Source organism: Blastococcus sp. SYSU DS0541, from assembly GCF_054050875.1.
Genome location: NZ_JBJHAD010000002.1, coordinates 212,233 through 237,912 on the forward strand (window position 1 = coordinate 212,233; position 25,680 = coordinate 237,912).

Annotated in this window: 27 protein-coding genes; 21 read left to right on the forward strand and 6 right to left on the reverse strand. The window is 76.6% G+C overall.

The annotated features are described in order from the left end of the window. Nucleotides 1–10: 10 nt before the first annotated feature. Both ACI794_RS03430 and ACI794_RS03435 read left to right on the forward strand, forming a co-directional pair. Entirely contained in the window at nt 11–1,117 is a 1,107-nt protein-coding gene (locus ACI794_RS03430) for an NAD-dependent epimerase/dehydratase family protein (protein WP_456579751.1), read from the forward strand. Next, nucleotides 1,110–2,021: a lysophospholipid acyltransferase family protein gene (locus ACI794_RS03435; protein WP_456579750.1), complete on the forward strand. Its 912-nt coding sequence runs from the start codon at nt 1,110–1,112 to the stop codon at nt 2,019–2,021. The genes ACI794_RS03430 and ACI794_RS03435 overlap by 8 nt, the downstream gene beginning before the upstream one ends. Nucleotides 2,022–2,060: 39 nt before the next feature. On the opposite strand, the gene ACI794_RS03440 is transcribed toward ACI794_RS03435, so the two are convergent. The 3 genes from ACI794_RS03440 to ACI794_RS03450 all read right to left on the reverse strand — a co-directional run bounded on the left by ACI794_RS03440 (nt 2,061) and on the right by ACI794_RS03450 (nt 5,078). Further along, complete coding sequence (locus tag ACI794_RS03440) at nt 2,061–2,963, reverse strand: HAD family hydrolase (RefSeq protein WP_456579749.1); 903 nt, start codon at nt 2,961–2,963, stop codon at nt 2,061–2,063. Between the two features lie 113 nt (nt 2,964–3,076). Further along, on the reverse strand, nt 3,077–4,213 hold the full coding sequence (locus ACI794_RS03445) for a DUF5667 domain-containing protein (protein ID WP_456615671.1): 1,137 nt from the start codon (nt 4,211–4,213) through the stop codon (nt 3,077–3,079). Between the two features lie 112 nt (nt 4,214–4,325). Then, nucleotides 4,326–5,078 carry a sigma-70 family RNA polymerase sigma factor gene (locus ACI794_RS03450; RefSeq protein ID WP_456615672.1) on the reverse strand — a complete coding sequence of 251 codons (753 nt, stop codon included), beginning with the start codon at nt 5,076–5,078 and terminating at the stop codon, nt 4,326–4,328. Between the two features lie 199 nt (nt 5,079–5,277). Between ACI794_RS03450 and ACI794_RS03455 the strand changes: the two genes are divergently transcribed. The 15 genes from ACI794_RS03455 to ACI794_RS03525 all read left to right on the forward strand — a co-directional run bounded on the left by ACI794_RS03455 (nt 5,278) and on the right by ACI794_RS03525 (nt 19,844). After that, nucleotides 5,278–6,876 carry an AMP-binding protein gene (locus ACI794_RS03455; protein WP_456602636.1) on the forward strand — a complete coding sequence of 533 codons (1,599 nt, stop codon included), beginning with the start codon at nt 5,278–5,280 and terminating at the stop codon, nt 6,874–6,876. Beyond that, entirely contained in the window at nt 6,869–7,108 is a 240-nt protein-coding gene (locus ACI794_RS03460; RefSeq protein ID WP_456615673.1) for a glutaredoxin family protein, read from the forward strand. The genes ACI794_RS03455 and ACI794_RS03460 overlap by 8 nt, the downstream gene beginning before the upstream one ends. 244 nt (nt 7,109–7,352) lie before the next feature. Continuing rightward, complete coding sequence (locus ACI794_RS03465; protein ID WP_456579744.1) at nt 7,353–8,012, forward strand: redox-sensing transcriptional repressor Rex; 660 nt, start codon at nt 7,353–7,355, stop codon at nt 8,010–8,012. Beyond that, nucleotides 8,009–9,361, forward strand: coding sequence for a glutamyl-tRNA reductase (locus ACI794_RS03470; RefSeq protein WP_456615674.1), 1,353 nt, complete (start codon nt 8,009–8,011; stop codon nt 9,359–9,361). Before ACI794_RS03465 ends, ACI794_RS03470 begins: the two co-directional genes overlap by 4 nt. Beyond that, a complete protein-coding gene (gene hemC, locus ACI794_RS03475; RefSeq protein ID WP_456602633.1) occupies nt 9,358–10,344 on the forward strand; it encodes a hydroxymethylbilane synthase in 987 nt (328 codons plus the stop codon). Before ACI794_RS03470 ends, hemC begins: the two co-directional genes overlap by 4 nt. Before the next feature lie 91 nt (nt 10,345–10,435). Further along, nucleotides 10,436–11,980, forward strand: coding sequence for a uroporphyrinogen-III synthase (locus tag ACI794_RS03480; RefSeq protein WP_456602632.1), 1,545 nt, complete (start codon nt 10,436–10,438; stop codon nt 11,978–11,980). Then, nucleotides 11,977–12,996 (forward strand): porphobilinogen synthase, encoded by a 1,020-nt coding sequence (gene hemB / locus ACI794_RS03485; RefSeq protein ID WP_456602631.1) that lies wholly within the window; start codon nt 11,977–11,979, stop codon nt 12,994–12,996. The genes ACI794_RS03480 and hemB overlap by 4 nt, the downstream gene beginning before the upstream one ends. 19 nt (nt 12,997–13,015) lie before the next feature. Continuing rightward, the gene (locus ACI794_RS03490; protein ID WP_456602630.1) at nt 13,016–13,495 is read left to right on the forward strand and encodes a hypothetical protein; all 480 of its coding nucleotides are present in this window, start codon (nt 13,016–13,018) and stop codon (nt 13,493–13,495) included. Then, entirely contained in the window at nt 13,492–14,859 is a 1,368-nt protein-coding gene (gene hemL / locus ACI794_RS03495; protein WP_456615675.1) for a glutamate-1-semialdehyde 2,1-aminomutase, read from the forward strand. Before ACI794_RS03490 ends, hemL begins: the two co-directional genes overlap by 4 nt. Next, nucleotides 14,856–15,488: a histidine phosphatase family protein gene (locus tag ACI794_RS03500; protein ID WP_456579737.1), complete on the forward strand. Its 633-nt coding sequence runs from the start codon at nt 14,856–14,858 to the stop codon at nt 15,486–15,488. The genes hemL and ACI794_RS03500 overlap by 4 nt, the downstream gene beginning before the upstream one ends. Continuing rightward, the gene (locus ACI794_RS03505; protein ID WP_456602628.1) at nt 15,485–16,057 is read left to right on the forward strand and encodes a redoxin domain-containing protein; all 573 of its coding nucleotides are present in this window, start codon (nt 15,485–15,487) and stop codon (nt 16,055–16,057) included. The genes ACI794_RS03500 and ACI794_RS03505 overlap by 4 nt, the downstream gene beginning before the upstream one ends. 2 nt (nt 16,058–16,059) lie before the next feature. Beyond that, complete coding sequence (locus ACI794_RS03510; RefSeq protein WP_456602627.1) at nt 16,060–16,884, forward strand: cytochrome c biogenesis CcdA family protein; 825 nt, start codon at nt 16,060–16,062, stop codon at nt 16,882–16,884. Beyond that, nucleotides 16,881–18,500, forward strand: a complete 1,620-nt coding sequence (resB, locus tag ACI794_RS03515) for a cytochrome c biogenesis protein ResB (RefSeq protein WP_456615676.1) — start codon at nt 16,881–16,883, stop codon at nt 18,498–18,500. Before ACI794_RS03510 ends, resB begins: the two co-directional genes overlap by 4 nt. After that, complete coding sequence (gene ccsB / locus ACI794_RS03520) at nt 18,493–19,437, forward strand: c-type cytochrome biogenesis protein CcsB (RefSeq protein WP_456615677.1); 945 nt, start codon at nt 18,493–18,495, stop codon at nt 19,435–19,437. The genes resB and ccsB overlap by 8 nt, the downstream gene beginning before the upstream one ends. Nucleotides 19,438–19,553: 116 nt before the next feature. Then, nucleotides 19,554–19,844 carry a hypothetical protein gene (locus ACI794_RS03525; RefSeq protein WP_456615678.1) on the forward strand — a complete coding sequence of 97 codons (291 nt, stop codon included), beginning with the start codon at nt 19,554–19,556 and terminating at the stop codon, nt 19,842–19,844. Nucleotides 19,845–19,867: 23 nt separating this feature from the next. Here the strand turns inward: ACI794_RS03525 and ACI794_RS03530 are convergent, their stop codons facing one another. Further along, a complete protein-coding gene (locus tag ACI794_RS03530) occupies nt 19,868–20,080 on the reverse strand; it encodes a hypothetical protein (protein ID WP_456579731.1) in 213 nt (70 codons plus the stop codon). A gap of 48 nt (nt 20,081–20,128) precedes the next feature. Here ACI794_RS03530 and ACI794_RS03535 point away from each other — a divergent pair, with 48 nt between their 5' ends. Then, on the forward strand, nt 20,129–20,614 hold the full coding sequence (locus ACI794_RS03535; protein WP_456615679.1) for an Lrp/AsnC family transcriptional regulator: 486 nt from the start codon (nt 20,129–20,131) through the stop codon (nt 20,612–20,614). Next, nucleotides 20,607–20,933: a DUF4229 domain-containing protein gene (locus ACI794_RS03540; RefSeq protein ID WP_456579729.1), complete on the forward strand. Its 327-nt coding sequence runs from the start codon at nt 20,607–20,609 to the stop codon at nt 20,931–20,933. Before ACI794_RS03535 ends, ACI794_RS03540 begins: the two co-directional genes overlap by 8 nt. 1 nt (nt 20,934) lies before the next feature. Here ACI794_RS03540 and ACI794_RS03545 read toward each other — a convergent pair whose 3' ends face one another. Beyond that, complete coding sequence (locus tag ACI794_RS03545) at nt 20,935–21,804, reverse strand: 1,4-dihydroxy-2-naphthoate polyprenyltransferase (RefSeq protein WP_456615680.1); 870 nt, start codon at nt 21,802–21,804, stop codon at nt 20,935–20,937. Continuing rightward, nucleotides 21,804–22,925 (reverse strand): o-succinylbenzoate--CoA ligase, encoded by a 1,122-nt coding sequence (gene menE / locus ACI794_RS03550; RefSeq protein ID WP_456602622.1) that lies wholly within the window; start codon nt 22,923–22,925, stop codon nt 21,804–21,806. Before menE ends, ACI794_RS03545 begins: the two co-directional genes overlap by 1 nt. A gap of 88 nt (nt 22,926–23,013) precedes the next feature. On the opposite strand from menE, the gene ACI794_RS03555 reads away from it, so the two are divergent. Both ACI794_RS03555 and menD read left to right on the forward strand, forming a co-directional pair. Next, on the forward strand, nt 23,014–23,976 hold the full coding sequence (locus ACI794_RS03555; RefSeq protein WP_456615681.1) for an o-succinylbenzoate synthase: 963 nt from the start codon (nt 23,014–23,016) through the stop codon (nt 23,974–23,976). Beyond that, on the forward strand, nt 23,973–25,655 hold the full coding sequence (gene menD / locus ACI794_RS03560; protein WP_456615682.1) for a 2-succinyl-5-enolpyruvyl-6-hydroxy-3-cyclohexene-1-carboxylic-acid synthase: 1,683 nt from the start codon (nt 23,973–23,975) through the stop codon (nt 25,653–25,655). Before ACI794_RS03555 ends, menD begins: the two co-directional genes overlap by 4 nt. Nucleotides 25,656–25,680 lie beyond the last annotated feature (25 nt).

Below are 25,680 nucleotides of genomic sequence, written 5' to 3' on the forward strand. Positions count from 1 at the left end.
GCTGAGGCTCGTGCCGCCCGCGGTCGTCCTCGTCACCGGTGTGAGCCGGTGGCTGGGTGGCGCGCTGGCGGCCGAGCTCGCCTCCGACCCGCGCATCCAGCGGGTCATCGGGGTGGACACCGTCCCCCCGTCGCCGGCCATGCTGCGCCGGCTGGGTCGCACCGAGTTCGTGCGGGCCGACATCCGCAACCCGCTGATCGGCAAGGTCATCGCCGCGGCGTCGGTCGACACCGTCGTGCACATGAACATCAGCTCCACGCCCGCCGGCTCCGGTGGGCGGGTGCCGATGAAGGAGCTCAACGTCATCGGCACGATGCAGCTGCTGGCCGCCTGCCAGCGCGCGTCGTCGGTGCGCCGGTTCGTGCTGAAGTCGACCAGCGCCGTCTACGGCGCCTCGTCGCGCGACCCGGCCGTCTTCACCGAGACCATGCAGGCGCGCCAGGTCCCCTCCGGCGGGTTCGCCCGGGACAGCGTCGACATCGAGGGCTACGTGCGCTCCTTCGGGCGCCGCCGTCCCGACGTCGACGTCGCGGTGCTCCGCTTCACCAACTTCATCGGTCCGCGCATCGACTCGCTGCTGACCGGCTTCCTGCGGATGCCGCTGGTGCCCACGGCCCTGGGCTACGACGCCCGGGTGCAGCTGCTGCACGAGGACGACGCCCTCGCGGTGCTGACCCGGGCCACCACCGGCGACTTCGTCGGCACCGTCAACGTGGGCGGTGAGGGCACCCTCCTGCTCTCGCAGGCCATCCGCCGCCTCGGTCGCATCGAGGTCCCGCTGCCCTCTCCCGCGCTGGGCTCGGTCGGGCGCCTGTCGCGCCGGTTCGGCTTCGTCGACTACTCCCCGGAGCAGATGCGCTTCCTCAACTTCGGCCGCGTCGTGGACACCACGGTGCTGCGCACCACCTTCGGCTGCACCCCCCGCTACACCACCGCGGCCGCCCTGGCGGACTACGCGCGCACGGTGCCCCCGGTCCTCGACCCGGGGGCCGTCCGGGCGGTGGGCGGCGGGCTGCGGTCGGTGCTGGGCCGGCTCGGCGACACCGCCTCGGCCGTGGAGCACCGGTTCCGGCCGGCCCCGCCGGCGCCGGGGCTGCGGGCGGTGCGCGATGCCTGAGGCCCGGGTCATCCGGCTGCGCCCCGAGGACGACGAGCCCCGCGTGGCCGCACCCTCCGCACCCCCGGGGTGGGAGGAGCAGCTGGCCGGCGGCGTCGACTTCCTCCAGCGCCGGTTGACCGGCGAGTACGAGACCGACGAGTTCGGCTTCGACCCCGACCTGGCCGACCACGTCCTGCTCCCGGCGCTGCGCCCGCTGTTCCGCCGGTGGTTCCGGGTGGAGACCTTCGGCCTGGAGAACGTGCCCGCCGACAGCGGGGCGCTCGTGGTGGCCAACCACTCCGGCACGCTGCCGGTGGACGCGCTCATGACCACCGTGGCCCTGCACGACGAGCACCCGGCCGGACGCCGGTTCCGCCTGCTCGGCGCCGACCTCGTCTTCGAGCTGCCCGGGGTCGGCGCGCTGGCCCGGAAGTTCGGGGCCACGCTGGCGTGCAACGAGGACGCCGAGCGGCTGCTGACAGGCGGCGAGCTGGTGGGCGTCTTCCCCGAGGGGTTCAAGGGCATCGGCAAGCCGTTCCGCGAGCGCTACACGCTGCAGCGCTTCGGCCGGGGCGGCTTCGTGTCGGCGGCGCTGCGCACCGGGGCGCCGATCATCCCCTGCGCCATCGTGGGCGCCGAGGAGATCTACCCGATGATCGGCAACGCCCGCACCGCCGCCCGCCTGCTGGGGCTGCCGTACTTCCCGGTGACGCCGACGTTCCCGCTGCTCGGCCCCCTGGGCCTGGTGCCGTTGCCCTCGAAGTGGCTGATCGCCTTCGGCGCCCCGATCGAGACGGCGTCCTACGGCCCGGCCGCGGCGGAGGACCCGATGCTGGTCTTCAACCTGACCGACCAGGTGCGCGAGACGATCCAGCACTCGCTGTACCAGCTCCTGCTGCAGCGCAGGAGCGTCTTCAGCTGACGGCCCGCGCCGAGCGTGGGGGGACGAGGGTCCTTCTTGTCACCACGGCAGCTTGTTGCGGCGGCGCAGGGCGATCGTGCCGCCGACGAGCCCACCGGAGACCGCGGCCGCGGCGACGGTGGGCAGCCCGATCTTCGCCGCCTTCCGTCCGGTACGGAAGTCGCGGATGGTCCAGCCCCGGGCACGGGCCTCGGCGCGCAGCTCGGTGTCGGGGTTGACCGCCACCGCCGTGCCGGTCAGCGAGAGCATCGGCAGGTCGTTGGCCGAGTCGCTGTACGCGGTGCACCGGGAGAGGTCCAGGCTCTCCCGCTCGGCGAGCGCGAGGACGGCCTCCGCTTTCGCCGGGCCGTGCATCAGCTCGCCGACCAGCCGGCCGGTGTACCGCCCGTCGACGATCTCCGAGACGGTGCCCAGAGCGCCGGTCAGGCCCAGCCGCTGGGCGATGATCGACGCCAGCTCCACCGGCGTGGCCGTCACCAGCCAGACCCGCTGGCCGGCGTCGAGGTGCTGCTGCGCGAGCACGCGGGTGCCCGACCAGATGCGGTCGGCCATCAGCTCGTCGTAGATCTCCTCGCCGGCCTGCTGGATCTCCGACACCTCACGGCCGGCGACGAAGGCCAGCGCGTTCTCCCGGATGGTGAGCATGTCGTCGGCGCTCTCGTTGCCGGCGATGCGGAACTTGGCCTGCTGCCAGACGAAGCGCGCCAGGTCCCGGTTGGAGAAGTACTTGCGCGCCGCCAGCCCGCGGGCGAACCAGAACAGCGAGGCGCCCATCATCATCGTGTTGTCGACGTCGAAGAAGGCCGCGGCCGTGAGGTCGGGCTCGACGGCGGGCGGGCTCGCGACCTCGGCGGCCGCGGCCGAGGCAGCGCCGGCGACGTGGGCGCGGATCTCCTCGTCGGTCTGCGCGGCACGGCGACCGCGCACGGACAGTCGGGGCACGGCGACCTCCCTCACTCGATCCGTTCCGCTGCACCGGGAACTGGGCCTGGCGCCGTCCCCCTGCACCCGCGCCTGCGACCCTAGCCGGGCCGGCAGCCCGGCCGAGGCGGTGGTCAGCAGTCGCCGATGGTGATCAGCGGCGGCAGGCAGACGTCCAGCGGGCCCGGCAGGGGGACGGCGACCACCGGCGGGGGCGTCGTCGTGGTCACGCTGCCCGTACCGGGGCCGGCCGGCACCGGCAGGCTCGGCACCGGGGGCGGCGTGAGGCCGGTCGGCGCCGGGGTCGCGACGGTCGTGGGCCCGGCGCCCCGCGCCGGAGGCCCGGGCTCACCCGCCGGCCCGGGGGCGGGTGGAGCGGACGGCGCCGCGGGGCCGGTGGAGACTGCCGAGGGCGGAACCTCCGTGCGGGGGCCGGCAGGCGCGGGGCCGGGCGGCTCCTCGGCGACGGTCGCCGGGCCGTCGGTGGAGCAGGGCCCCGGGACGGGGCCGAGGGCGTCGTCCCGGAGGACGGCCGGGCCCGCCGCGCACTGCAGCGCCCCGCGGAGCCCGTCCACCCGGCTGGTGAGCGCGTCCAGCAGCGCGGTGGACCGCCCGAAGGCCGGTGCGGCGTCCGCCGGCACGTCGTCGGCCAGGGTGGCGAGCGCACCCGACTGCCCGGCGGTCCAGCGGGCCAGGACGTCCAGCGGCGCGGGGTCGAGGGTCTGCACCGCGCGCCCGGTGAGCCAGCCGGCGCCCTCGGTGGTGTGCTCGTCCATGGTCTCCAGCGTGCGCGCGACCAGCGCCGGCTCCCCCGTGCCGGCCAGGTGGGTCAGCTCCTCCAGCCGGGTGGTGGCCAGCTCCAGGAGGGTCTGGCCGCGGCTGTCGCCGGCCAGGGCGAGCTGGGTCTGCTCGGTGCCGCGCTTGAGGTCGTAGAGGGGGTCGCCCGGCTGCGCCCCGGCCGCCACGGCGACCAGTGCGGCCAGGCCGGTCACGCCGACCGCCGCGCCGGCCAGCCCGGCGGTGATCCGTCCCCGCCACCGCGACGGCGGCCGGTCCACCGCCCGGGCGGCGAGCAGCCGCCGGCCGAGGGAGCCGGGCGCCGGCTCGGGGGTGCGGACGGCGGCCATCGCCACGAGGCGGGCGCGCGCCCGGGCCCGGTACTGGGGGTCGGGACCGGTGTCGAGCTGCGTGGCGAGGGCCTCGAGACGGGCGGCCACCGCCGCCTCGGTGCCGGGACCGGTCAGCGTCGAGCCGTCCTCGGGCCGGATCACCCGCCACCTCCCGTCCTCGCCGCAGCGGAGCTCCCGGTTCCGGCGGGGGACCGCCGGGACCTGCCCAACGACGCAGCTGTCCCGCCGGTTACGGCCGGCCCCGGGGCACGGGTCACCGCAGCCCCTCGGGGAGCAGGCTCGCCAGCCGCCGGACCGCCCGGTGCTGCAGCGCCTTGATGGCGCCGTCCTTCTTCCCCATGATCTCGGCAGTCTCGGAGACGGAGAGACCGTGCAGGAACCGCAACACGATGCACTCCTGCTGCTCGCTCCCCAGCTGCCGCACGCAGGCGAGCAGCTGCTCGTTGGTGAGGTGCTGCAGGACGGCGTCCTCGGGGCCGTCGGTGGCCCGGTCGGCGTCCCGCATGTCCGCGGTGCTGACCTCCAGCCGGAAGCGGCTGCTCTTCACCTGGTCGCGGATGATGTTGCGGGCGATCGTGACCAGCCAGGCGCCGACGTCGCGACCCTGGAACGAGAGCGAGTCGATCCGCCGGAGCGCGCGCACGAAGGTCTCGCTGGTGACGTCCTCGGCCGTCGCCCGGTCGCCGACCCGGTGGTAGACGTACCGGTGCACCAGCGTCACGTAGTGGTCGTAGAGCCGGCCGAATGCCTCGGCGTCCCCGGCCTGCGTCCGGCGCACCAGCTCCCAGACGTCGACGTCGCCGGCCGCCACCGGGCCCGGGTCGACCTCGGCGAGCTCCGCGACGACCTCGGTGGGCAGGTCGGCGGCGTCGGGCACGGCGACCGGGGGGCCGGCGGGCGGGTGGGCCACCACGGGCGCGGGCAGGGCCTCGGAGCTCGCGCGGGGGAACGGCGTCGGACGCGGGCGGGGCTCGGCGGACCGCTCGGCATCCAGCGGGTGCGGCATGCGGGCGTTCGACCTCCTCATCGGCCCGCTGTGCCTGGACCGTCCTCGTGCGCAGGGCGCGCCGGAACCGTGCGGGGGCTGCGGCGCGGCCCCCATGGTGACAACATCGCCCCTGGCCGTCCACGGCAGCCTGCCCCCGCGCGCCTCCGAGCGCACGCCGGGGCGCCGGCTGCGTGCCGCACCGACGACAGGAGATGCAGTGTCCGAGGCAGGCACCTCGCTGGCCGCGCTCGTCCGCGCGGCCGCGCAGCGCGACCCGGACGCCCTGGCCGTGGTGTCCGGCGACCGCCGGCTGACCTGGGGCGAGCTCGACGCCTCGGCCGACCGGGTCGCGGCGGGGTACGCCGGCCGCGGGCTGACCGCGGGGGACCGGGTCGCCGTCCAGCTGCCCAACGGGGTGGACTGGCTGCGCGCGGTGCTGGGCGGGCTGCGAGCGGGCCTCGTCGTCGTCCCGGTGAACACCGCCTACACCGACCCCGAGCTCGAGCACGTGCTCACCGACTCCGGCGCCGCGCTGCTGGTCGCCACCGGCGTGCGCGACCCGCTGGCCGGGGTCCCGGTCTGCCCGGGGCCGCCCGAGGCCGAGGGTCCGTCGCCCACGGTGGCCGACGACCCCGCGGCGCTGGCCTTCCTCTGCTACACCAGCGGGACCACCGGCCGACCGCGCGGCGCGATGCTCACCTCCGGCGCGCTCCGGGCCAACCAGGAGCAGTGCCTGGCCATGACGCCGCCGCCCGTCCGCGCCGACGACCGGGTGCTGCTGGTGCTGCCGCTGTTCCACGTCTACGGGCTGAACGCCGGCTTCGGGTTGGTCGCCGCCACCGGCGCCTGCGCGGTCCTGCAGGAGACCTTCGACCCGCGCGCCTGCCTCGCGCTGATGGCCGACGAGCAGGTCACCGCCGTCCCCGGCGCGCCGCCGATGTACCAGGCCTGGCTGGCCGTCGCCGACGCCGACAACCTCGAGGACCCCGCCCACCCCGACGCCATGCTCCGCCGCGCGTTCGCCGCCGTCCGCATCGCCTCCGCCGGCGCCGCACCCCTGCCCGAGCAGGTGTGGACGGCGATGCGCGAGCGCGCCGGCGTCACGGTGTGGGAGGGCTACGGCCTCACCGAGGCCGCGCCCGTCGTGGCCAGCACCCTGGCCACCGGCCGGGCCAAGCCCGCCTGCATCGGCGGCCCGGTGCCCGGGCTGGAGCTCGCGCTGCGCGACACCGCCGTCGCGGCACCGCTCCCGGGCGACCCGGCCGGCGGCGACGGGGGCGAGGACGGCGCCGACGAGGGCCCGGGCGAGATCTGGGTGCGCGGCCCCAACCTCTTCTCCGGCTACTGGCCCGACGGCGCCGACGGGCCGGACGCGGACGGGTGGCTGGGCACCGGCGACCTCGCCTACCGCGACGCCGACGGCGACCTCCACCTCGTCGACCGGCGCAGCGACCTCATCCTCGTCAGCGGCTTCAACGTCTACCCGGCCGAGGTGGAACGGGTCCTCGACCAGCACCCCGCGGTGGCGGAGAGCGCGGTCATCGGTGTGCCCGAGCCGCGCACCGGGGCAGCGGTGCAGGCCGTCGTCGTGCTGGCGCCGGGGGAGCGGCTCGCGGTCGAGGACCTGCAGGCGCACGCCGCGGAGTCCCTGGCGCGGTACAAGGTGCCGACGTCGCTCCACTTCCTCCCGTCGCTGCCCCACTCGCTCACCGGCAAGGTCAGCCGGGCCCGGCTCCGCGAGCTGGGCCTCACCGGCACCGACAGCGACGCCGACGAGACGGTGCCCGCCGCCACCGGCGAGGCCGGCGATGGCTGAGCGCCTGCAGCTGCTGGTGCGCGACGGCTGCCACCTCTGCCGCACCGCGGCCGAGCAGCTGGCCCCCCTCGCCGCGAACGCCGGCCTGCGGGTCGTCGAGGTCGACGTCGACGCCGACCCGGAGCTGCAGGCCGAGTACGGCGACCGGGTGCCGGTCCTTCTGCTCGACGGCCGGGAGCACTCCTACTTCACGCTCGACGTCCCCCGGTTGCGGCGGGACCTCGGGGTGTAGGGCCGGGCTCCGGCGCGCACCCCCCGTCCGGGTGGCGGCCGCCCGGCGGCTACCGTGGTCTCCACCACATCTGCGACCCGATCGGCCCAGGTCAACGGGCCGATGCGGTCCCGGCGACTTTGTTCCTGCGTTCACAAGCGGTTACCGTGGCTGTCGCGAGCGCTTCGTGCGCCCGCGTCCCCGATGTCGTAGCCCCGCCCCCGGCGCCCGCCGGGCCCCCGGGCGCGACCGCTGTGGAGAGCCCGTGATCCAGCCGCGGCCCCGGTCGATCCCGGAGGCCACCGTCGCCCGTCTGGCCGTGTACCTGCGGGTGCTGACCAGCTTCGCCGACGGCGGCCGGACCACCGTCTCCTCCGGCGACCTGGCCTCGGCCGCGGGGGTCAACCCGGCCGGCCTCCGCAAGGACCTGTCCCACCTGGGCTCCTGCGGGGTGCGCGGGGTCGGCTACGACGTGCGCGCCCTGCGCGAGCGCATCGCCCGCGTGCTGGGTGCCGAGCGCTCCCGCGCGTGCGTGCTCGTGGGTATCGGCAACCTGGGCTCGGCGCTCGCCGACTACGCCGGTTTCGGCAGCCGGGGTTTCGAGTTCGTCGGCCTCCTCGACGCCGCGCCGAGCCGGGTCGGCCAGCGCATCGGCGGGCTGACCGTGCAGGACGTGGCCGACCTCGACGCGGTCGTCGCGGCCACGCAGGCCTCCATCGGGGTCATCGCGACGCCGGCCGACGTCGCCCAGCAGGTCTGCGACCGGCTCGCCGCGGCCGGGGTGAGGAGCATCTTGAACTTCGCGCCGGTGACGCTGTCGGCCCCCGCGGGCGTCGACGTCCGCCACGTCGACCTCTCCGTGGAGCTCCAGGTGCTGGCCTTCCTCGGCCACCAGCGGGTGCCCGTGGGGGAGGAGTCAGCATGAGCCTCCTGGCGGTGGGCGTGAGCCACCAGACCGCACCGGTCGCGCTGCTGGAGCAGTTCGCGATGGGTCCCGACGAGCGGGTCAAGGCGCTGCACGAGCTGGTCGGTAGCGACCACGTCAGCGAGGCGCTGGTGCTCGCCACCTGCAACCGCGTCGAGGTGTTCGCCGAGGTCGAGCGCTTCCACGGCGGCGTCACCGACGTCAGCCGGGTGCTGGCGCGCCAGGCCGGCGCCACGGTGGAGGAGCTCTCCCCGTACGTGACCGTGCACTACGAGGACCAGGCCGTGGCCCACCTGTTCACCGTGGCCGCCGGGCTGGACTCGATGGTCGTCGGCGAGACCCAGGTGCTCGGGCAGCTGCGCGCCGCCTACGCCCTCGCCCGCGAGGAGGGCACCGTCGGCCGCGCCCTGCACCCGGTCGCCCAGCGCGCGCTGCGGGTGGGCAAGCGGGTCCACTCCGAGACCGGCATCGACCAGGCCGGCGCCTCGCTCGTCTCCGTGGCCCTGGACCGGGCCGAGGCCCGCATCGGCGCCCTCGCCGGCCGGCCCGTCCTCGTCGTCGGCGCGGGGTCCATGGGCGCGCTCGCCGCGACCACGCTGGCCCGTCGCGGCGCCGACGTGGTCGTCAGCAGCCGCACCCCCGCCTCCGCCCGGCGGCTGGCCGAGGCGGTCGACGGCCGCGCCGTTCCCCTGACCGGCGTGGGTGAGGAGCTCGCCGCCGCCGACGTGCTCCTCACCTGCACCGGCGCGACCGGGCTGGTCGTCGGCACCGACGTCGTCGCGCAGGCGATGACCGGCCGGGGCGACCGGCCGCTGGTGGTCATCGACCTGGCCCTGCCCCGCGACGTCGACCCGGGCGTGGCCGCGCTGCCCGGCGTGCACGTCGTGGACCTGGCCCTCCTGCAGGGCGAGCGGCACGACGGCGAGACCACCGCGGGGCCGGTGGCGGCCGACGACATCAGCGCCGCCCGCGCCATGATCGAGGCCGAGACGGCGCTGCTGCGCGCCGAGCGGCAGGCCGCCGAGGTCGGGCCCACCGTCTCCGCGCTGCGCAGCCAGGCCGCCGAGGTCGTGGACGCCGAGCTGCTCCGCCTGGCCGGCCGGCTGCCCGACCTGGACGGCCGGGCCCGCGCGGAGATCGCGCGCACCGTGCGCCGCGTGGTCGACAAGCTGCTGCACGAGCCCACCGTGCGGGTCAAGGAGCTGGCCGCCACGCCGGGCGGCACCGACTACGCCGGCGCGCTGCGGGCACTGTTCGGTCTGGGCATCGACGCCGACGTCACCCCCGGCGCCGGCCGGCTGGCCGACGCCGTCACCGTCGACCCCGACCGCCCGGGAGGCCCGGCATGACCGCCACCGAGGTGCAGGTCACCGCCGCCCCGGTGGCGGGGACCGCCGTCCCGCTGCGGCTGGGCACCCGGGCCAGCGTGCTGGCCCGGACGCAGTCCCAGGACGTCGCCGATGCCCTGACCGCCGCCACCGGCGTGCCGGTCGAGCTCGTGCTGATCAGCACCGAGGGCGACCGGTCCTCGGCGGCGATCGCCCAGCTGGGCGGCACCGGCGTGTTCGTGACCGCGATCCGCCGCGCCCTGCTGGACGGCGAGATCGACCTGGCGGTGCACAGCTACAAGGACCTGCCGACCGCGCCCGAGCCGGGGCTGAACCTGGCCGCGGTGCCGGTGCGGGAGGACCCGCGCGACGCCCTGGTGGCCCGCGACGGGCTGACGCTCGGCGAGCTGCCGCCCGGCTCGCGCATCGGGACCGGCGCCCCGCGCCGCGTCGCGCAGCTGCGGGCCCTCGGCCTCGGCCTGGACATCGTGCCGATCCGCGGCAACGTGGACAGCCGGATGGCCCGCGTGGCCGGCTCGCCCGGCGGCCCGGGTGACCTGGACGCCGTCGTCCTGGCCCGGGCAGGGCTGAGCCGGATCGGCCGCACCGACCGGATCACCGAGACCCTCGACCCGCTCCAGGTGCTGCCCGCCCCGGCCCAGGGGGCCCTGGCCGTGGAGTGCCGCACCAGCGACGCCCGCACCCGGGAGCTGCTGGGCCGGCTCGAGGACCCCGCCACGCGCGCCTGCGTGGTGGCCGAGCGCGCCACCCTCGCCGCGCTCGAGGCCGGGTGCAGCGCCCCGGTCGCCGCGTACGCCGAGGTCGCCGAGGGGGAGAGCGGCCCCGAGCTGTTCCTCCGCGCCTCGGTGACCGCCCTGGACGGCAGCGACTCCGTCCGCGGGTCGGCCACCGGGCCGCTGACCGACGCCGCCGCGCTCGGCCGGGGCCTCGCCGCCGAGCTGCTCGACCGGGGCGCGGCCGCGCTCATGGCGGCCGGCGAGTGACCCCCCGCCCCACCCAGACCCCACAAGACGCCCGATCGCCTCGGGCCATACCAGACGCCCGACGCAGTCGGGCCAGGATCAGGAGCACGCGATGACGCGCTTGCGCAAGACCGCAGGCCACGCCGGCCGGGTCGTGTTCGTCGGCGCCGGCCCGGGCGACCCGGGCATGCTGACCGCCCGGGCGAGCGCCGCGCTGGCCGAGGCGGCGGTGGTCCTCGTCGACCCCGACGTTCCCGCCGCCGTCCAGGACGCCGTCCGCGAGGCCAACCCGGGGACCGAGCTCACGCCGGTGTCCGGTGAGCCCGCCGAGGTCGCCAAGGGTGCGGTCGCGGCCGCCAAGAACGGCGCCGTCGTCGTCCGGCTGGTGACCGGTGACCCCTACACCTCCGACGACGTGGTCAAGGAGGTGCTCGCCGTCGGGCGCACCTCCGTGCCCTTCGACGTGGTGCCGGGCGTCGCCACCGCCACCGCCGTCCCCGCCTTCGCGGGGGTCGCGCTGGGCAGCACCGCGGTGACCGCGGACCTGCGCAGCGGCGTGGACCTCCCCGCGCTGGCCGGCGCCGCCGCGGCGGCCGGCGGCACGCTGGTCCTGCAGGGCACCGCCGACCAGCTCCCGGACGCCGCCGTGCGCCTGGTGGAGGGCGGCCTCTCCGGCAGCACCCCCCTGGTCGTGACCACCGGCGGCTCGGGCACCGGCCAGAAGAGCCTGGTCACCAAGCTCTCCGCCGTGGCGGAGAAGACCGCCGGGCTGGACCCGCTGAGCGGGCCCGTGGTGGCCACCGTCGGCACCGCCGTCGACAAGCGCGGCCGGCTGTCCTGGTGGGAGAGCCGCCCGCTGTTCGGCTGGCGGGTGCTCGTGCCGCGGACCAAGGACCAGGCCGGCGAGATGAGCGACCGGCTGCGCGCCTACGGGGCCGTGCCGGTCGAGGTGCCGACGATCGCCGTCGAGCCGCCGCGCAGCCCGGCCCAGATGGACCGCGCCGTCAAGGGCCTGGTCACCGGCCGCTACGGCTGGATCGTCTTCACCTCGGTCAACGCGGTGAAGGCCGTGCGGGAGAAGTTCGTCGAGCTCGGCCTGGACGCGCGCGCCTTCGCCGGTGTGAAGGTCGCCTGCGTCGGCGAGCAGACGGCCGAGGCCGTGCGGGACTTCGGCATCCAGCCGGAGCTGGTGCCCACGGGTGAGCAGTCCAGCCAGGGCCTGCTCGCCGACTTCCCGGAGTACGACGACGTGCTCGACCCGATCGAGCGGGTGCTGCTGCCCCGCGCCGACATCGCCACCGAGACCCTCGCGGCCGGGCTGGTCGAGCGCGGCTGGGAGATCGACGACGTCACCGCCTACCGGACCGTGCGGGCCGCCCCGCCGCCGGCGGCGGTGCGCGAGGCGATCAAGGGCGGTGGCTTCGACGCCGTCTGCTTCACCTCGTCGAGCACCGTGCGGAACCTGGTCGGCATCGCCGGCAAGCCGCACGCCAAGACCGTGGTCGCGGTGATCGGCCCGGCCACCGCCGCGAGCGCGCAGGAGTTCGGGCTGCGGGTCGACGTGCAGCCGGAGACGGCCGCCGTCGCGCCGCTGGTCGACGCGCTGGCCGAGTACGCCCTGTCGCTGCGCGAGGCGGAGGACGGCGAGGGTAAGTGACCGGCTCGGGTGGCGGGGCGGGACACGTGCAGGGCGCGAACCCGGGCTTCGCACGCGGGCGCCGGCTGCGGTCGACGCCCGCGCTGCGGCGGCTGACCGCGCAGACCCGGGTGGCCCCGGCCGACCTGGTGCTGCCGGTCTTCGTCAAGGAGGGCATCGACGCCCCGGTGCCCATCGGCTCGATGCCCGGCGTGGTCCAGCACACGCAGGACTCGCTGCGGAAGGCCGCGCACGAGGCGGCCGAGGCCGGCATCGGCGGGCTGATGCTCTTCGGCATCCCGTCGGGCAAGGACCCGGTCGGCTCGCAGGCCGACGCCGCCGACGGCGTGGTCAACGTGGCGCTGCAGAACCTGCGGGCCGACCTCGGCGACGAGCTGGTGCTCATGGCCGACCTCTGCCTGTGCGAGTACACCGACCACGGGCACTGCGGCGTCGTCACCCCGGCGGGCGTGGTGGACAACGACCCGACCCTGGACCGGTACGCCGCCGTGGCGATCGCGCAGGCGCAGGCCGGCGCCCACCTGGTGGCCCCCAGCGGGATGATGGACGGCCAGGTGGCGGCGATCCGCGCCGGGCTCGACAGCGCCGCGTCCACCGAGGTGCCGATCCTGGCCTACGCGGCCAAGTACGCCTCGGGCTTCTACGGCCCCTTCCGCGAGGCGGCCGAGGGTGCCCCGCAGTTCGGCGACCGGTCGACCTACCAGATGGACCCGCCGAACGCCGACGAGGCGCTGCGCGAGGTGGCGCAGGACCTGGCCGAGGGCGCCGACGCGGTGATGGTGAAGCCGGCGCTGCCCTACCTGGACATCGTGGCGCGCGTCGCCGAGGCCGTGCAGGTGCCGGTGAGCGCCTACCAGGTCAGCGGCGAGTACGCGATGGTCGAGGCGGCCGCCGCCAACGGCTGGGTGGACCGCGAGCGGGCGATCCTCGAGACGCTGGTCGCCATCCGCCGCGCGGGCGCCGGCCAGGTGCTCACCTACTGGGCCGTCGAGGCCGCGCGGCTGCTCACCCGCTGACCCGGTGGTGGTCGGGGACATGACGTACGTCGAGCCCGGGGGCTCCTGGCGGCCGTTCTGGCTGGTCGCCGGGGTCCTCGGGCTCCTCGTCGTCTGGGACCTGGTGCTGCCCGGGCCCGACGTCCCGCCGCTGGTCTGGGTGGTCACGCTGGTCGCGGTGCCCGGCGTCGTCGCCATCGGCTGCCTCTCCGCCCGCCGGGTGTGGACGGTCCGGGTGGACGCCGACGGCCTGGCGGTGGGCCGCGAGCAGGTGCCGCTGCGCGAGGTCGACGCGACGGCGCTGCGGGAGGCCGACGCCGGGGTCGACGCCGGCGCCCCCGTGCTCGGCGGGGGCTGGTCGCTGCCACGCGGCCGCACCGGGCTGCCGCTGCGGCTGACCGACGGCCGGACGGTGCTCGTCCCGACCCGCGACCCCGCGGCGCTGCGGGCGGCCCTGCTGGCGGGTGTGCGCCACGCCTCCGAACGGTCGCCCGGCGCAGAGGGGACACTGGGGACGTGACCTCGCTGGACAGCCCGCCCTACACCTACGAGGCCCCGGTCTCGGCCGGCCTCTTCGCCCGCGGTCAGGAGATCACCCCGGGCGGGGTGAACAGCCCGGTGCGCGCCTTCCGCGCCGTCGGCGGCACGCCGCGCTTCATGGCCGAGGGCTCCGGTCCCTGGATCACCGACGCCGACGGACGGCGCTACGTGGACCTGGTCAGCTCGTGGGGGCCGATGATCCTGGGCCACGCGCACCCCGCCGTCGTCGAGGCGGTCACCGCCGCCGCGCGCCGGGGCCTGTCCTTCGGCGCCCCCACCGAGGGCGAGCTGGAGCTCGCCGAGGAGATCCGGGCCCGCGTGGCGCCGGTCGAGCGGGTGCGGCTGGTCAACTCCGGCACCGAGGCGGTCCTCTCGGCGGTGCGGCTGGCCCGCGGCGCGACGGGCCGCCCCCTGCTGGTCAAGTTCGCCGGCAACTACCACGGGCACGTCGACGCGCTGCTCGCCTCGGCCGGCTCCGGGGTCGCGACGCTCGGGCTGCCCGACACCCCCGGCGTCACCACCGGGGCCGCCGCCGACACGATCGTGCTGCCCTACAACGACGTCGCCGCCGTCGAGGCCGTCTTCGCCGAGCGGGGGGCGCAGATCGCCGCGGTGGTCAGCGAGGCGGCGCCGGGCAACATGGGCGTCGTGCCCCCGCTGGACGGGTTCAACGCCGAGCTCCGCCGGATCACGGCCGCCCACGGCGCGCTGCTGGTCCTCGACGAGGTCATGACCGGCTTCCGGGTCTCGCGGTCGGGCTGGTACGGCCTGGACCCGGTCGACGCCGACCTGTTCACCTTCGGCAAGGTGATGGGCGGCGGGTTGCCCGCGGCGGCCTTCGGGGGGCGGGCCGACCTCATGGACCACCTCGCGCCGAGCGGGCCGGTCTACCAGGCGGGCACCCTGTCGGGGAACCCGGTGGCGGTCGCGGCGGGCCTGGCCACGCTGCGGAACTGCACCGACGAGGTCTACGCCCGCTGCGACGAGGTCTCCGCCGTCCTGCGCGGGGCCGCGAGCGCCGCGCTGTTCGCCGCCGGTGTGCCGCACCGGGTGCAGCAGGCCGGCAACATGTTCTCGATCTTCTTCGTGCCCGACGAGCGGCAGGTGCGCGACTACGACGACGCCCGCACGCAGGACGTCTCCCGCTACACCGCCTTCTTCCACGCGCTGCTCGCCCGCGGGGTGTACCTCCCGCCGTCGGCGTTCGAGGCCTGGTTCGTCAACGCGCAGCTCGACGGCGAGGCCCTCGACCGCGTGCTCGAGGCCCTGCCCGCGGCGGCCCGCGCCGCCGCCGAGGCCGACGCCCACCGCACCGGCGCGATCGACAGCGAGCGCTCCTCGTGACCACCACCGTCGTCCACCTCCTCCGGCACGGCGAGGTGCACAACCCCGCCGGCGTGCTCTACGGCCGGCTGCCCGGCTACCGGCTGTCGGCCGCCGGCGAGGCCATGGCGGTCGCGGCCGCGGAGTGGTTCCGCGGCCGGGACGTCGTCCACCTGGTGTCCAGCCCCCTGGAGCGGGCCCGGCAGACCATCCGCCCCCTGGCCGAGGCCACGGGGCTGGAGGTCGCCGTCGACGAGCGGATCATCGAGGCGGGCAACGCCTTCGAGGGCACGGTCGTCGGCCGCGGGGGCGGCGTCTTCCGGGCGCCCCGCAACTGGTGGAAGCTGCGCAACCCCATGGAGCCCTCCTGGGGCGAGCCGTACGTCGAGATCGCCGCGCGCATGATCGCCGCCGTCGAGGCCGCCCGCGACACCGCCCGCGGCCACGAGGCCGTGCTGGTCAGCCACCAGCTGCCCATCTGGACCACCCGCCTGCACGTCGAGGGACGCCGCTTCGCCCACGACCCCCGCCGCCGGGAGTGCTCGCTGGCCAGCGTCACCTCGCTCACCTACGAGGACGACCGGTTCGTGGGCGTCGCGTACGCCGAGCCGGCCGGCGCCACCGACCCCGACGCGGTGCCGGGCGCATGAGGAAGGTGCTCACGGCCGTCCTGGCGACGGCGCTGCTCGCCGGGTGCAGCACCGGCTCCGACGCCGTCGACGTCAACAACGGCGGCGAGTTCCGCTTCGTGGCCGGCACGCCCGCCGGCGAGGTCATCCCGGCCGACGAGCGGCAGGCCGCGCCGCGGTTCACCGGCGAGCTGCTGGACGGGAGCGCCTTCGAGTCGACGACGCTGGACGGCGAGATCGCGGTGATCAACTTCTGGGGCTCCTGGTGCCCGCCCTGCCGGGTGGAGACGCCGGAGTTCGAGGAGGTCTACGGCGAGGTCGGGGCCGAGGGGGTCGAGTTCCTCGGCATCAACGTCAAGGACGACCGCCAGCTGGCGCAGGCCTTCCTCGACGGCGGGGAGATCACCTTCCCGTCGCTGTTCGACCCGCGCGGCGAGGTCGCCCTCGCGTTCCGCGACTACCCGGCCAACGCGATCCCCTCGACCGTGGTGCTGGACCGGCAGGGTCGGGTGGCCGCCGTGTACACCGCGGCGGTGCAGCAGGACGACCTGCGCGGCACCCTGGACCTGCTGCTGGCGGAAGGGGCCTGACCGTGGGGGAGACCTTCGCCGGCCTGGTCACCGACGGGCCACTGCTCGTGGCGGCCGGCGTCGCCGCGCTCGTGGGGCTGATCAGCTTCGCCTCGCCCTGCGTGCTGCCGCTGGTGCCCGGCTACCTCTCCTACGTCACCGGGCTGGTCGGCAGCGGCACCCGGACCGCGGCCGCTACACCCGCGCCCTCCGGGGGTGGCACGGCGACGGCGGTGCGCGCGCCGGTGGACGACCGCGCGCCCCGCGGGCGGGTGGTGCTCGGCGCGCTGCTGTTCGTGCTCGGCTTCACCCTCGTCTTCGTGGCCTTCGGCGCCGCGTTCGGCGGGCTGGGCCGGCTGCTGGTCGAGCACGCCGAGACCCTCAACCGGGTGTTCGGGGCGATCACGGTCGTCGTCGGGCTGGGCTTCCTCGGCTGGCTGCCGCTGCTGCAGCGCACCAAGCGGCTCCGCGCGCGGCCGGTCACCGGGCTCGCCGGGGCCCCGCTGCTGGGCATCGTCTTCGGCCTGGGCTGGACGCCCTGCCTCGGGCCGACCCTCGGCGCGGTCTACTCGCTGGCGGTCTCCGAGGCCACCGCCGGGCGCGGCGCGCTGCTGGGCGTCGCCTACTGCCTGGGCCTCGGCGTCCCCTTCCTGCTGGTGGCGCTGGGCGCCCGCTGGGCCGTCGGCGCCACCTCGTTCCTGCGCCGGCACGCCCGCGCCGTCACCCGCTTCGGCGGCGCCGTCCTGGTCCTCATCGGCCTGCTCCTGCTCACCGGCGCCTGGACCGAGATGATGGGCTGGCTGCGCTCGTGGCTGGCGGCCACCGGCTTCGGGGACTCGGCGCTGTGAGCGTCGAGGCACCCCCGCGGCCGGCCGCACCCGCCCCGCCCCCCGGGCCCTCGGCGGGCCGGCGGCTGGGCGGTCTGCTGCTGCGCTGGTGGCGGCGGCTGACCGCGATGCGCACGGCGATCGTGCTGCTGTTCCTGCTGGCGCTCGCGGCCGTGCCCGGGTCGCTCCTGCCGCAGCGGGCGCTGTCGCAGAACAACGTCAACCAGTACTTCGCCGACCACCCCGAGCTCGCCCCGGTGCTCGACCGGCTCTACCTCTTCGACGTCTTCAGCTCGCCGTGGTTCGCCGCGGTCTACCTGCTCCTCTTCGTCTCGCTGATCGGCTGCGTGCTGCCGCGCGCCGCCGAGCACGCCCGGTCCCTGCGCACCCCGCCGCCGCCGGCACCGCGGAACCTCCTGCGGCTGCCGGACTCCGGGCGGCTGACCGCGCCGGCGGCCCCCGGCGCCGCGCTCGACCTCGTCGAGGAAAAGCTGCGGGTGCGCCGCTTCCGGGTCGTCCGCCGCCAGGGCGCGCGCGGGCCGGAGCTCTCGGCCGAGAAGGGCTATCTCAAGGAGACCGGCAACCTGGTCTTCCACCTTTCCCTGCTGGCCCTCCTGCTCGGCCTGGCCGGCGGGAAGCTGTGGGGCTACGAGGGCAGCATCCTGGTCACCGAGGGGCAGGGCTTCTGCAACTCCTTCCAGCAGTACGACACGTACTCGGCGGGCCCCCTCGTCGACAGCGGCGACCTCAACGCGCTCTGCGTCGACCTCGACCAGTTCCGCGCCGAGTACGAGGAGAACCTCACCGCCGCCTCGTTCACCGCCGACATCCGCTACGGCGCCCCCGCCGGCGAGGAGCGCTCCCGGACCATCGGCGTCAACGACCCGCTGCGCCTCGACGGTGACCGGGTCTACGTCACCGGCCACGGCTTCAGCCCGACGTTCACCGTCACCGTGCCGGACGGGACGACGTTCACCGACCTGACCGTGCCCTTCCTGCCCACCGACCAGCAGACGATGGCCAGCGAGGGCGCGCTCAAGCTGCCCGACGTCCCCGGTCAGGAGGAGCAGCTGGCGGTGGAGGGGTTCCTCGCCCCCACCGGCCTGCTGCAGGGCGGCGTGCTCACCTCGGTCGACCCGCGGCCGCTCGCGCCGCAGGTGGCGCTCATCGCCTACTCCGGCTACCTCGGCCTCGACTCGGGCCTGCCGCAGTCGGTCTACTCGATCGACCAGAGCCAGATCGAACGCGGCCGGCTCACCGAGGTCGGTGCCGCGAACCTGTCGGTGGGGGAGACGCTGGACCTCCCCGACGGCACCCGCATCACCTTCACCGGGGTCAAGGAGTTCGCCGCTCTGCAGTACTCCCACGATCCCGGCCAGCTGTGGGTGCTGGGCGCGGCCATCGCCCTGCTCGGCGGGCTGCTCGGCATGCTGCTCCTCCGCCGCGAGCGCGTCTTCGCCCGGGCCGAACCGGCCGCCGGCGGCGGCGGTACCGTGCTCACGCTGGCGTCGCTGACGCGCGGCGGTGGCGAGGGCGGCTCCCGGTTCGAGGCCCTGTCCGACGAACTGCGGGACGCGCTGGCCGCGGCCCCGCCCGCCCGCACCGCACCCGATCCGGAGGTCCCCCCGCGTGACTGACCCGTCGCTGGCCGAGCTGTCGGACAGCCTCTTCTCCGTGAGCGTCGCCATCTACTCCGTCGCGCTGCTCGCCTTCTGCGCGCAGCTCGCCTTCGGCCGGCGCGTGTCCCGGACCCGCGAGCTGGCCGCCGTCGGCGCCGGCTCCGACGGCGGCACCCCCGAGCAGGTCCCAGCCGGCGAGACGCCGCGGGGCAACCGGTGGGGGCTCGCCGCGATCGGGCTGACCGTGCTGGGCGCGCTCACCCACACCGGCATCCTCGTCACCCGCGGCATGGCGACCGACCGCCTGCCGTGGGGCAACATGTACGAGTTCGCGACGGCGGTCGTGCTGGTCGCGGTCGTGGCGTACGTGGTGCTCGCGGTGCGCACGCCCAACCTGCGGCACATCGGCGTCTTCGTGCTCGGCCCGGTCGTGCTCTCCCTCGTGGCCATCGGGCTGGGCCTCTACACCGAGGCCGCGCCCGTCGTCGCCGCGCTGCGGTCCTCCTGGCTGGCCATCCACGTCACCGCGGCGATCCTCGGCTTCGGCATCTTCATGGTCAGCGGCATCGCCAGCGCCCTCTACCTGGTGAAGTCGCGCCCCGGCGCGGACGAGGGCACCGGCGTCGTCTCCCGGCTGCCCGTGGCCGCCACCCTGGACCGCGTCGCCCACCGCACCGCGGTGCTCGGCTTCCCGATCTGGACCTTCGCCGTCATCGCCGGCGCCATCTGGGCCGAGGCGGCCTGGGGTCGCTTCTGGGGCTGGGACCCGAAGGAGACCTGGTCCTTCGTCGCCTGGGTCGTCTACGCCGCCTACCTGCACGCGCGCACGACGCCGGGCTGGCGCGGGCGCAAGGCGGCGTGGGTCAACGTGGTGGGCCTCGCGGTTATGATCTTCAACCTGACCTTCGTCAACCTGGTCTCCAGCGGGCTGCACAGCTACGCCGGGGTCGAGTGACGGCCTCCCCCGTCCGGGCAGCGCCGCGCCGTCAATGCCGCCGGTTGTCCGGCCCTCGTGCTTCCATGCCCCCATGGAGCTGACCAGCAGCGCACCGGCAGGTGGGGAGACGTCCCGTGGGTAGGCACGAGGCCGCCGAGGGCGCGTCGCCGCACCCGCTCGTCGCCGCGGCGCTCGCCGGCCGGCCGGCCGACGCGGCCGGCGGCCACCGCCACGCGCCCCCGGCCGCGGCCGAGCAGGGCGACCTGGGCTGGCCGGGCGACGAGCCCGCCCCCGGGGGAGGCGGGCTCGGCTGGCCGGGCGACCTGGCAGCGGACGAGCAGGCGGCGGAGACGCCGGCCGTCACGGCGGGCACACCGCCGAAGCGCGGCTGGCGACGCCTGTTCGGCGCGGCACCGGCCGCCTGAGAGGGAGACCTCTCCGCCGGGTCCTACGTGGGGGAGCCGTCGTCCCGGCGGGCCCGCCGCTCGAGCTCGCGGAGGAACTCGGGGTCGTCGTCGGGAGCCACGAACTTCACCGGGCCCCGGGGCCGCTGCGGGCGGCGGGCGGGGCGTGCGCTCCCCTCCGGGCCGGCGTTGGCCGCGGCGCGCACCACCAGGGCGACGACCACGACCGCCATCACGAGAACCACCAGGAACAACACGGGCCCACCCCCTCGTCGGACTCCAGCGTACGTCGGCGGTGATACTCGGTGCCGCACAACCGACACGGGTGCCCCCGGGCAGGACGGAGAACCGCCATCGACGCCGTCGACCGGCAGCTGGTCGAGCTGCTGCGCGCCAACGGGCGGGCCAGCTACGCCGAGCTCGCCCGGCAGGTGGGGCTCTCCTCGCCCGCCGTGCACGAGCGGGTCGGCAAGCTCGAGGCGGCCGGGGTGATCACCGGCTACCGCGCCGTCGTCGACCCGGCGGCGGTGGGGCTGCCCGTGACCGCGCTGGTGAGCCTGATCGAGAGCGACGCCGTCGACGAGACCCGGGTCCAGGACGGGCTGCTCGCCCTGCCCGCCGTCGAGGACTGCTGGCGGGTCGCGGGTGGCGAGGACTACGTGGTGAAGGTCCGCGTGACCGACATCGCGGCACTCGAGGAGGCCATCGACGCGTTGAACCGCATCAGAGGGGTCGCACGCACGAGGACGACGGTCGTCCTCTCGACCAAGTGGGAGGGCCGTCATGGCTGAGCAGGACCAGACCCCGGCCGGTACGCCGGTCGGCCCCGCGGGGGGCGCGGCCTCGCCCCCGAAGGTGCTGCCCTGGCTGCTGCTCTACACCGTCGGGCGGTTCGCGATCGCCGCGGCGCTCGTGCTCATCCTCTGGTGGGCGGGTCTGGGCAGCTTCCCGGGGCTGCTGTTCGGCCTGCTGCTGTCGATGCCGGTCTCCTACGTCCTGCTCCGGCCCTCGCGCGAGCGGCTCACCGAGGCGCTCGCAGCCCGCAGCGTCGCCCGCCGCGCGGCCAAGGAGGACCTCCGGAACCGGCTCAGCGGCGGGGCGGCCGGGTAGCTCAGCTCAGCGCCAGCCCGACGGCCAGGAGCACGCCGGCGACCAAGGTCAGCACACCGGTGGAGGCGAGCACCCCGATGAGCGCCGGTCCGCGGCCGCCGGCCAGCACGGTCCGCACGGGGGCCGGCGCGAGGGGCGCGGCGGCCAGCGCGAGCAGCGCCCACGGCCGCGCGACGCCCACGGCGGCGACGACCAGGAACGGCACGACGAGCAGCGCCGCGTAGAGCAGCCGCGTGCCGCGGTCACCGAGCAGCACGGCGAGCGTGCGCTTGCCGACCCGGGCGTCGCCCTCGATGTCGCGCAGGTTGTTCACCACCAGGATCGCCACGATCAGCAGCCCCACGGGCACCGAGACCGCGAACGCCAGGGCGGGCAGGGTGCGGGTCTGCACGTAGGTGGTGCCGACGACGGCGACCGGGCCGAAGAAGACGAAGACGAAGACCTCGCCCAGGGCCCGGTACCCGTAGGGCAGCGGGCCGCCGGTGTAGGTCCAGGCCGCCGCGATGCAGACCCCGCCCACCGCCACCAGCCACCAGCTCGAGAGCGCCGCCAGGGCGAGCCCCGCGACCCCGGCGACGGCGAAGGAGGCGAGCGCCGCGACGAGCACCTGCCGCGGGGTGGCGGCCCCCGAGCCGACCAGCCGCATGGGACCGACCCGGTCGGCGTCCGTGCCGCGCTTCCCGTCCGAGTAGTCGTTGGCGTAGTTCACGCCGACCTGGAGGGCCAGGGCCACGACCAGCGCGAGCAGCGCGGGCGCGAGCCGGAAGCCGTCCAGCGCGACCGCGGTCCCGGTGCCGACGAGCACCGGCGAGACCGCCGCCGGCAGGGTGCGGGGGCGGGCGCCGGCCAGCCACTGGGCGGGGGTGGCCATCAGACCTCCGGGGTGCGAGCCGCGACGGCGCGGCGGTCGGGCTTGCCCGTGTGCAGGGTGGGGACCGCGTCGATCAGGTGCAGCTCCCGGGGCGCGGCCGCGGCGCCGAGCCGCTGGGCCACCCACGGGCGCACGTCGGAGAGAGCGGGGGTGCCGCCGGCGGCCGGGACGACGGCGGCGACGACGCGCTGCCCCCACTCCGGGTCCGGGCGGCCGAAGACGACGGCGTCGGCGACGGCGGGGTGTTCCCGCAGCGCGGCCTCCACGGCGGCGGGCGCGACGTTGACCCCGCCGGAGATGACGACGTCGTCCAGCCGGCCGTGCACGGTGAGCCGGCCGTCCGCGTCGAGCGTGCCCGCGTCGCGGGTGCGGAACCAGCCGTCGGCGAAGGCCGCCGCCGTGCCCCCGGGGTCGCCGCGGTAGCCCAGCGCCAGCACCGGGCCGGCCAGCTCCACGCCGCCGTCGGCGATCCGCACGCCCACCCCGTCCAGCGGCAGGCCGTCGTACACGCACCCGCCGGCGGTCTCGGTCATGCCGTAGGTGGTGACGACGGCGACGCCCTCGGCCCGGGCCCGGGTGAGCAGCGCCGGATCGGTGGCGGCGCCGCCCACCAGGATCGCGTCGAAGGCGCGCAGCGCGTCCGGCTCCGCGTCGAGCGCGCGGCGGAGCTGGGTGGGGACCAGCGCGGTGTAGCGGCGGTCGCCGGAAGGCATGCGGGCGAGCGCGCCGGCCAGCGGCTCGCCGTCGCCGAGGCGGGTGGCGGTGCGCCCGGCGAGCAGGGAGCGGCACAGCACCTGCAGCCCGGCGATCGCCGACACCGGCAGCGCCAGCAGCCAGCTGCCGGGGCCGCCGAGCCGGTCGAGGGTGGCCGTCGCGGAGGCCCGCAGCGCGGTGGCGGGCAGCAGCACCCCGCGCCCGCCCCCGGTGGAGCCGGAGGTGACGACGACGAGGTCGGCGCCGGCCTCCAGCGGCTCGTCGGGGCGGAGCACGGCGCGGGCGGCGTCGACCACGGCCGGGGGGCCGGCGGGCAGCACGGCCAGCGGGCGCCCGCCGTCCAGGGCCGCGCGGACGTCGTCGTCGGAGAGCTCGCCCGCGGCCACGAGGGTCAGCTGCCGAGCCACGAGGGACGAGCCTATGCGGCTCCCTGCAGGGGCCCGCCACGAGCCTGCGAGGGGAGGGGGTAGGGGCCCTTCTCATAGGCTGATCACCGTGACCGCCGTCCCCGCCGCCGCGCTACCGGCGGGAATCACCGGGCTGACCGTCTACGAGGTGCCGTTGCGGGCCCGCTTCCGGGGCATCGACGTCCGTGACGGGGTGCTCCTGCGCGGCCCGGCGGGCTGGGGCGAGTTCTCGCCCTTCTGGGACTACGACGCCGCCGAGAGCCGCCGCTGGTGGGCCGCCGCCGTCGAGGCCGCCGTGGAGGGCTGGCCCGCGCCCGTGCGATCCAGCGTGCCGGTGAACGTGACGGTGCCCGCGGTCGACGCGGAGCGGGCGCACGCGATCGTGGCCGGCTCCGGGTGCCGCACCGCCAAGGTCAAGGTCGCCGAGCCGGGGCAGACGCACGAGCACGACCGCGCCCGCGTCGAGGCGGTGCGCGACGCCCTGGGCCCCGGAGGCGCGATCCGCGTCGACGCCAACGCCGCCTGGGACGTCGACACCGCGGTCCGGCGGATCCGCGAGCTCGACGCCGCCGTCGGCCTGGAGTACGTCGAGCAGCCGTGCGCCACGCTCCCGGAGCTCGCCGCCCTGCGCCGGCGGGTGGACGTGCGCGTCGCCGTCGACGAGGGCGTGCGCCGCTCGGCCGATCCGCTCGCCGTCGACCTGCGGGAGGCCGGCGACGTCGTCGTCCTCAAGGTCCAGCCGCTGGGCGGCGTGCGGGCGGCGCTGCGCGTGGCGGAGGCCCACGGCCTGCCGTGCGTCGTCTCCTCGGCGCTGGAGTCCTCCGTCGGCATCGCCGCCGGGGTGGCGCTGGCCGCCGCCCTACCGGAGCTGCCGTTCGCCTGCGGCCTGGCCACCGTCGCGCTCTTCACCGGCGACGTGTCGTCGTCCCCGCTGCTGCCGGTCGACGGCGGCCTGCCGGTGGTGCGGCCGGAGCCGGATCGCGTCCCCACGGCCGGTGAGGCGACGGTGGCCCGGTGGCTGACCCGGATCGACGAGGTGCTCGCCGCGTGAACCCCTCCACCGCGTTCGCCCGCGTGCTGGTCGACGAACTGCTCCGCGGCGGCGTCACCGACGCGGTGCTGGCCCCCGGCTCGCGGTCCGCGCCGCTCGCCCTGGCGTTCGCGGCGGCCGAGCGGGAGGGCCGGTTGCGGCTGCACGTGCGCATCGACGAGCGGACGGCGGCCTTCCTCGCGCTCGGGCTGGCGAAGCGGTCCGGCCGCCCGGTGCCGGTGGTCACCACCTCGGGGACGGCGACCGCGCACCTGCACGCCGCCGTGCTGGAGGCCGACGCCAGCGGGGTGCCGCTGCTGGCGCTCACCGCCGACCGGCCCCCGGAGCTCCGCGCGACCGGCGCCAACCAGACCATCGAGCAGGCCGGGCTGTACGGCGGCGCGGTGCGCTGGGCGGCCGACGTCGGCGTGCCCGAGGCCGGCCGTGAGGAGGCGCAGAACCGCTACTGGCGCTCGCTCGCCGCCAAGGCGCTCACCATCGCCTGCGGCACGCTCTCGGCCGACCCCGGTCCGGTGCACCTGAACCTCGCGCTCCGTGAGCCGCTGCTGCCCGACGACGACCCCGCCGAGCCCGCCGGCCCCTGGGCGGGCCGTCCCGGCGGGCGGCCGTGGACGGCGGCCGAGCCGTCGGCGGGGTGGGCGGGGCGGGTGCTCCGCCTGCCGCCGCGCACGCTGGTGATCGCCGGCGACGGCCCGCTGCACGCCGCACCCGGGATCTCGGAGGGCTCCGCGTGGCCGGTCGTCGCCGAGCCGAGCAGCGCGTTCTGGGGGCTGCCGGGCGGGCTCCGCGGGGGCGTGCTGGCGCTCGGGGCGGCCAGCTGGCTGGCCGCCCACCGGCCCGAGCGGGTGCTCGTGGTGGGCCGCCCGACGCTCTCCCGGCCGGTCAACGCCCTGCTGGCCGACCCGGCCGTCACGGTCGAGACGGTGAGCGCCTCCCCGCGGTGGGCCGATGCCGGGCGGTCGAGCACCGGTGTCCGGCGGCTGTTGGCCGGTGCCGAGCCCGACGAACCGGTCGACGCGGAGTGGGCCGCCACCTGGCACGCGGCCGCCGAGCGGGTGGGTGCGGCGGTCGACGCGGTGCTGGACGAGGCGCCGGGGATGACGGCCGCGCGGCTGGCCCGCGACGTCGTCGCCGCGCTGCCCGCCGGCGCGCTGCTGGTCCTGGGGTCCTCGACGCCGGTGCGCGACGTCGACCGGCTGGCCGTCCCGCGGGCCGACGTCAGCGTGCTGGCCAACCGGGGGGTCGCGGGCATCGACGGGACCGTCTCGACCGCCGTGGGGGCCACTCTGGTCCATGGGGGGCCGGCGTTCGCGCTGATGGGCGACCTGACGTTCCTGCACGACCTGACCGGGCTGCTGCTCGGCGAGGGTGAGCCGCGGCCGGACCTCACCGTGGTGGTGCCCGACAACGACGGCGGCGGGATCTTCGCCCAGCTCGAACCGGGGCAGGACCGGCACGCCGCGGACTACCGCCGGGTGTTCGGCACCCCGCACGGGCGCGACCTGGTGGCGGTGGCCGAGACGCTGGGCTGGCCGGCGGCGCGGGTGTCGACCCCGGCGGAGCTGGCGGCGGTGCTGGGGCTGGGCGGCCCGCAGGTCGTCGTCGTCCGCACCGACCAGCGCGCCGAGGCCGAGCTCGCCGGCCGGCTTCGGCAGGCGGCCGCCGACGCGCTGGGGTGACGACCGGGTGCGCCGGCCGATGGGC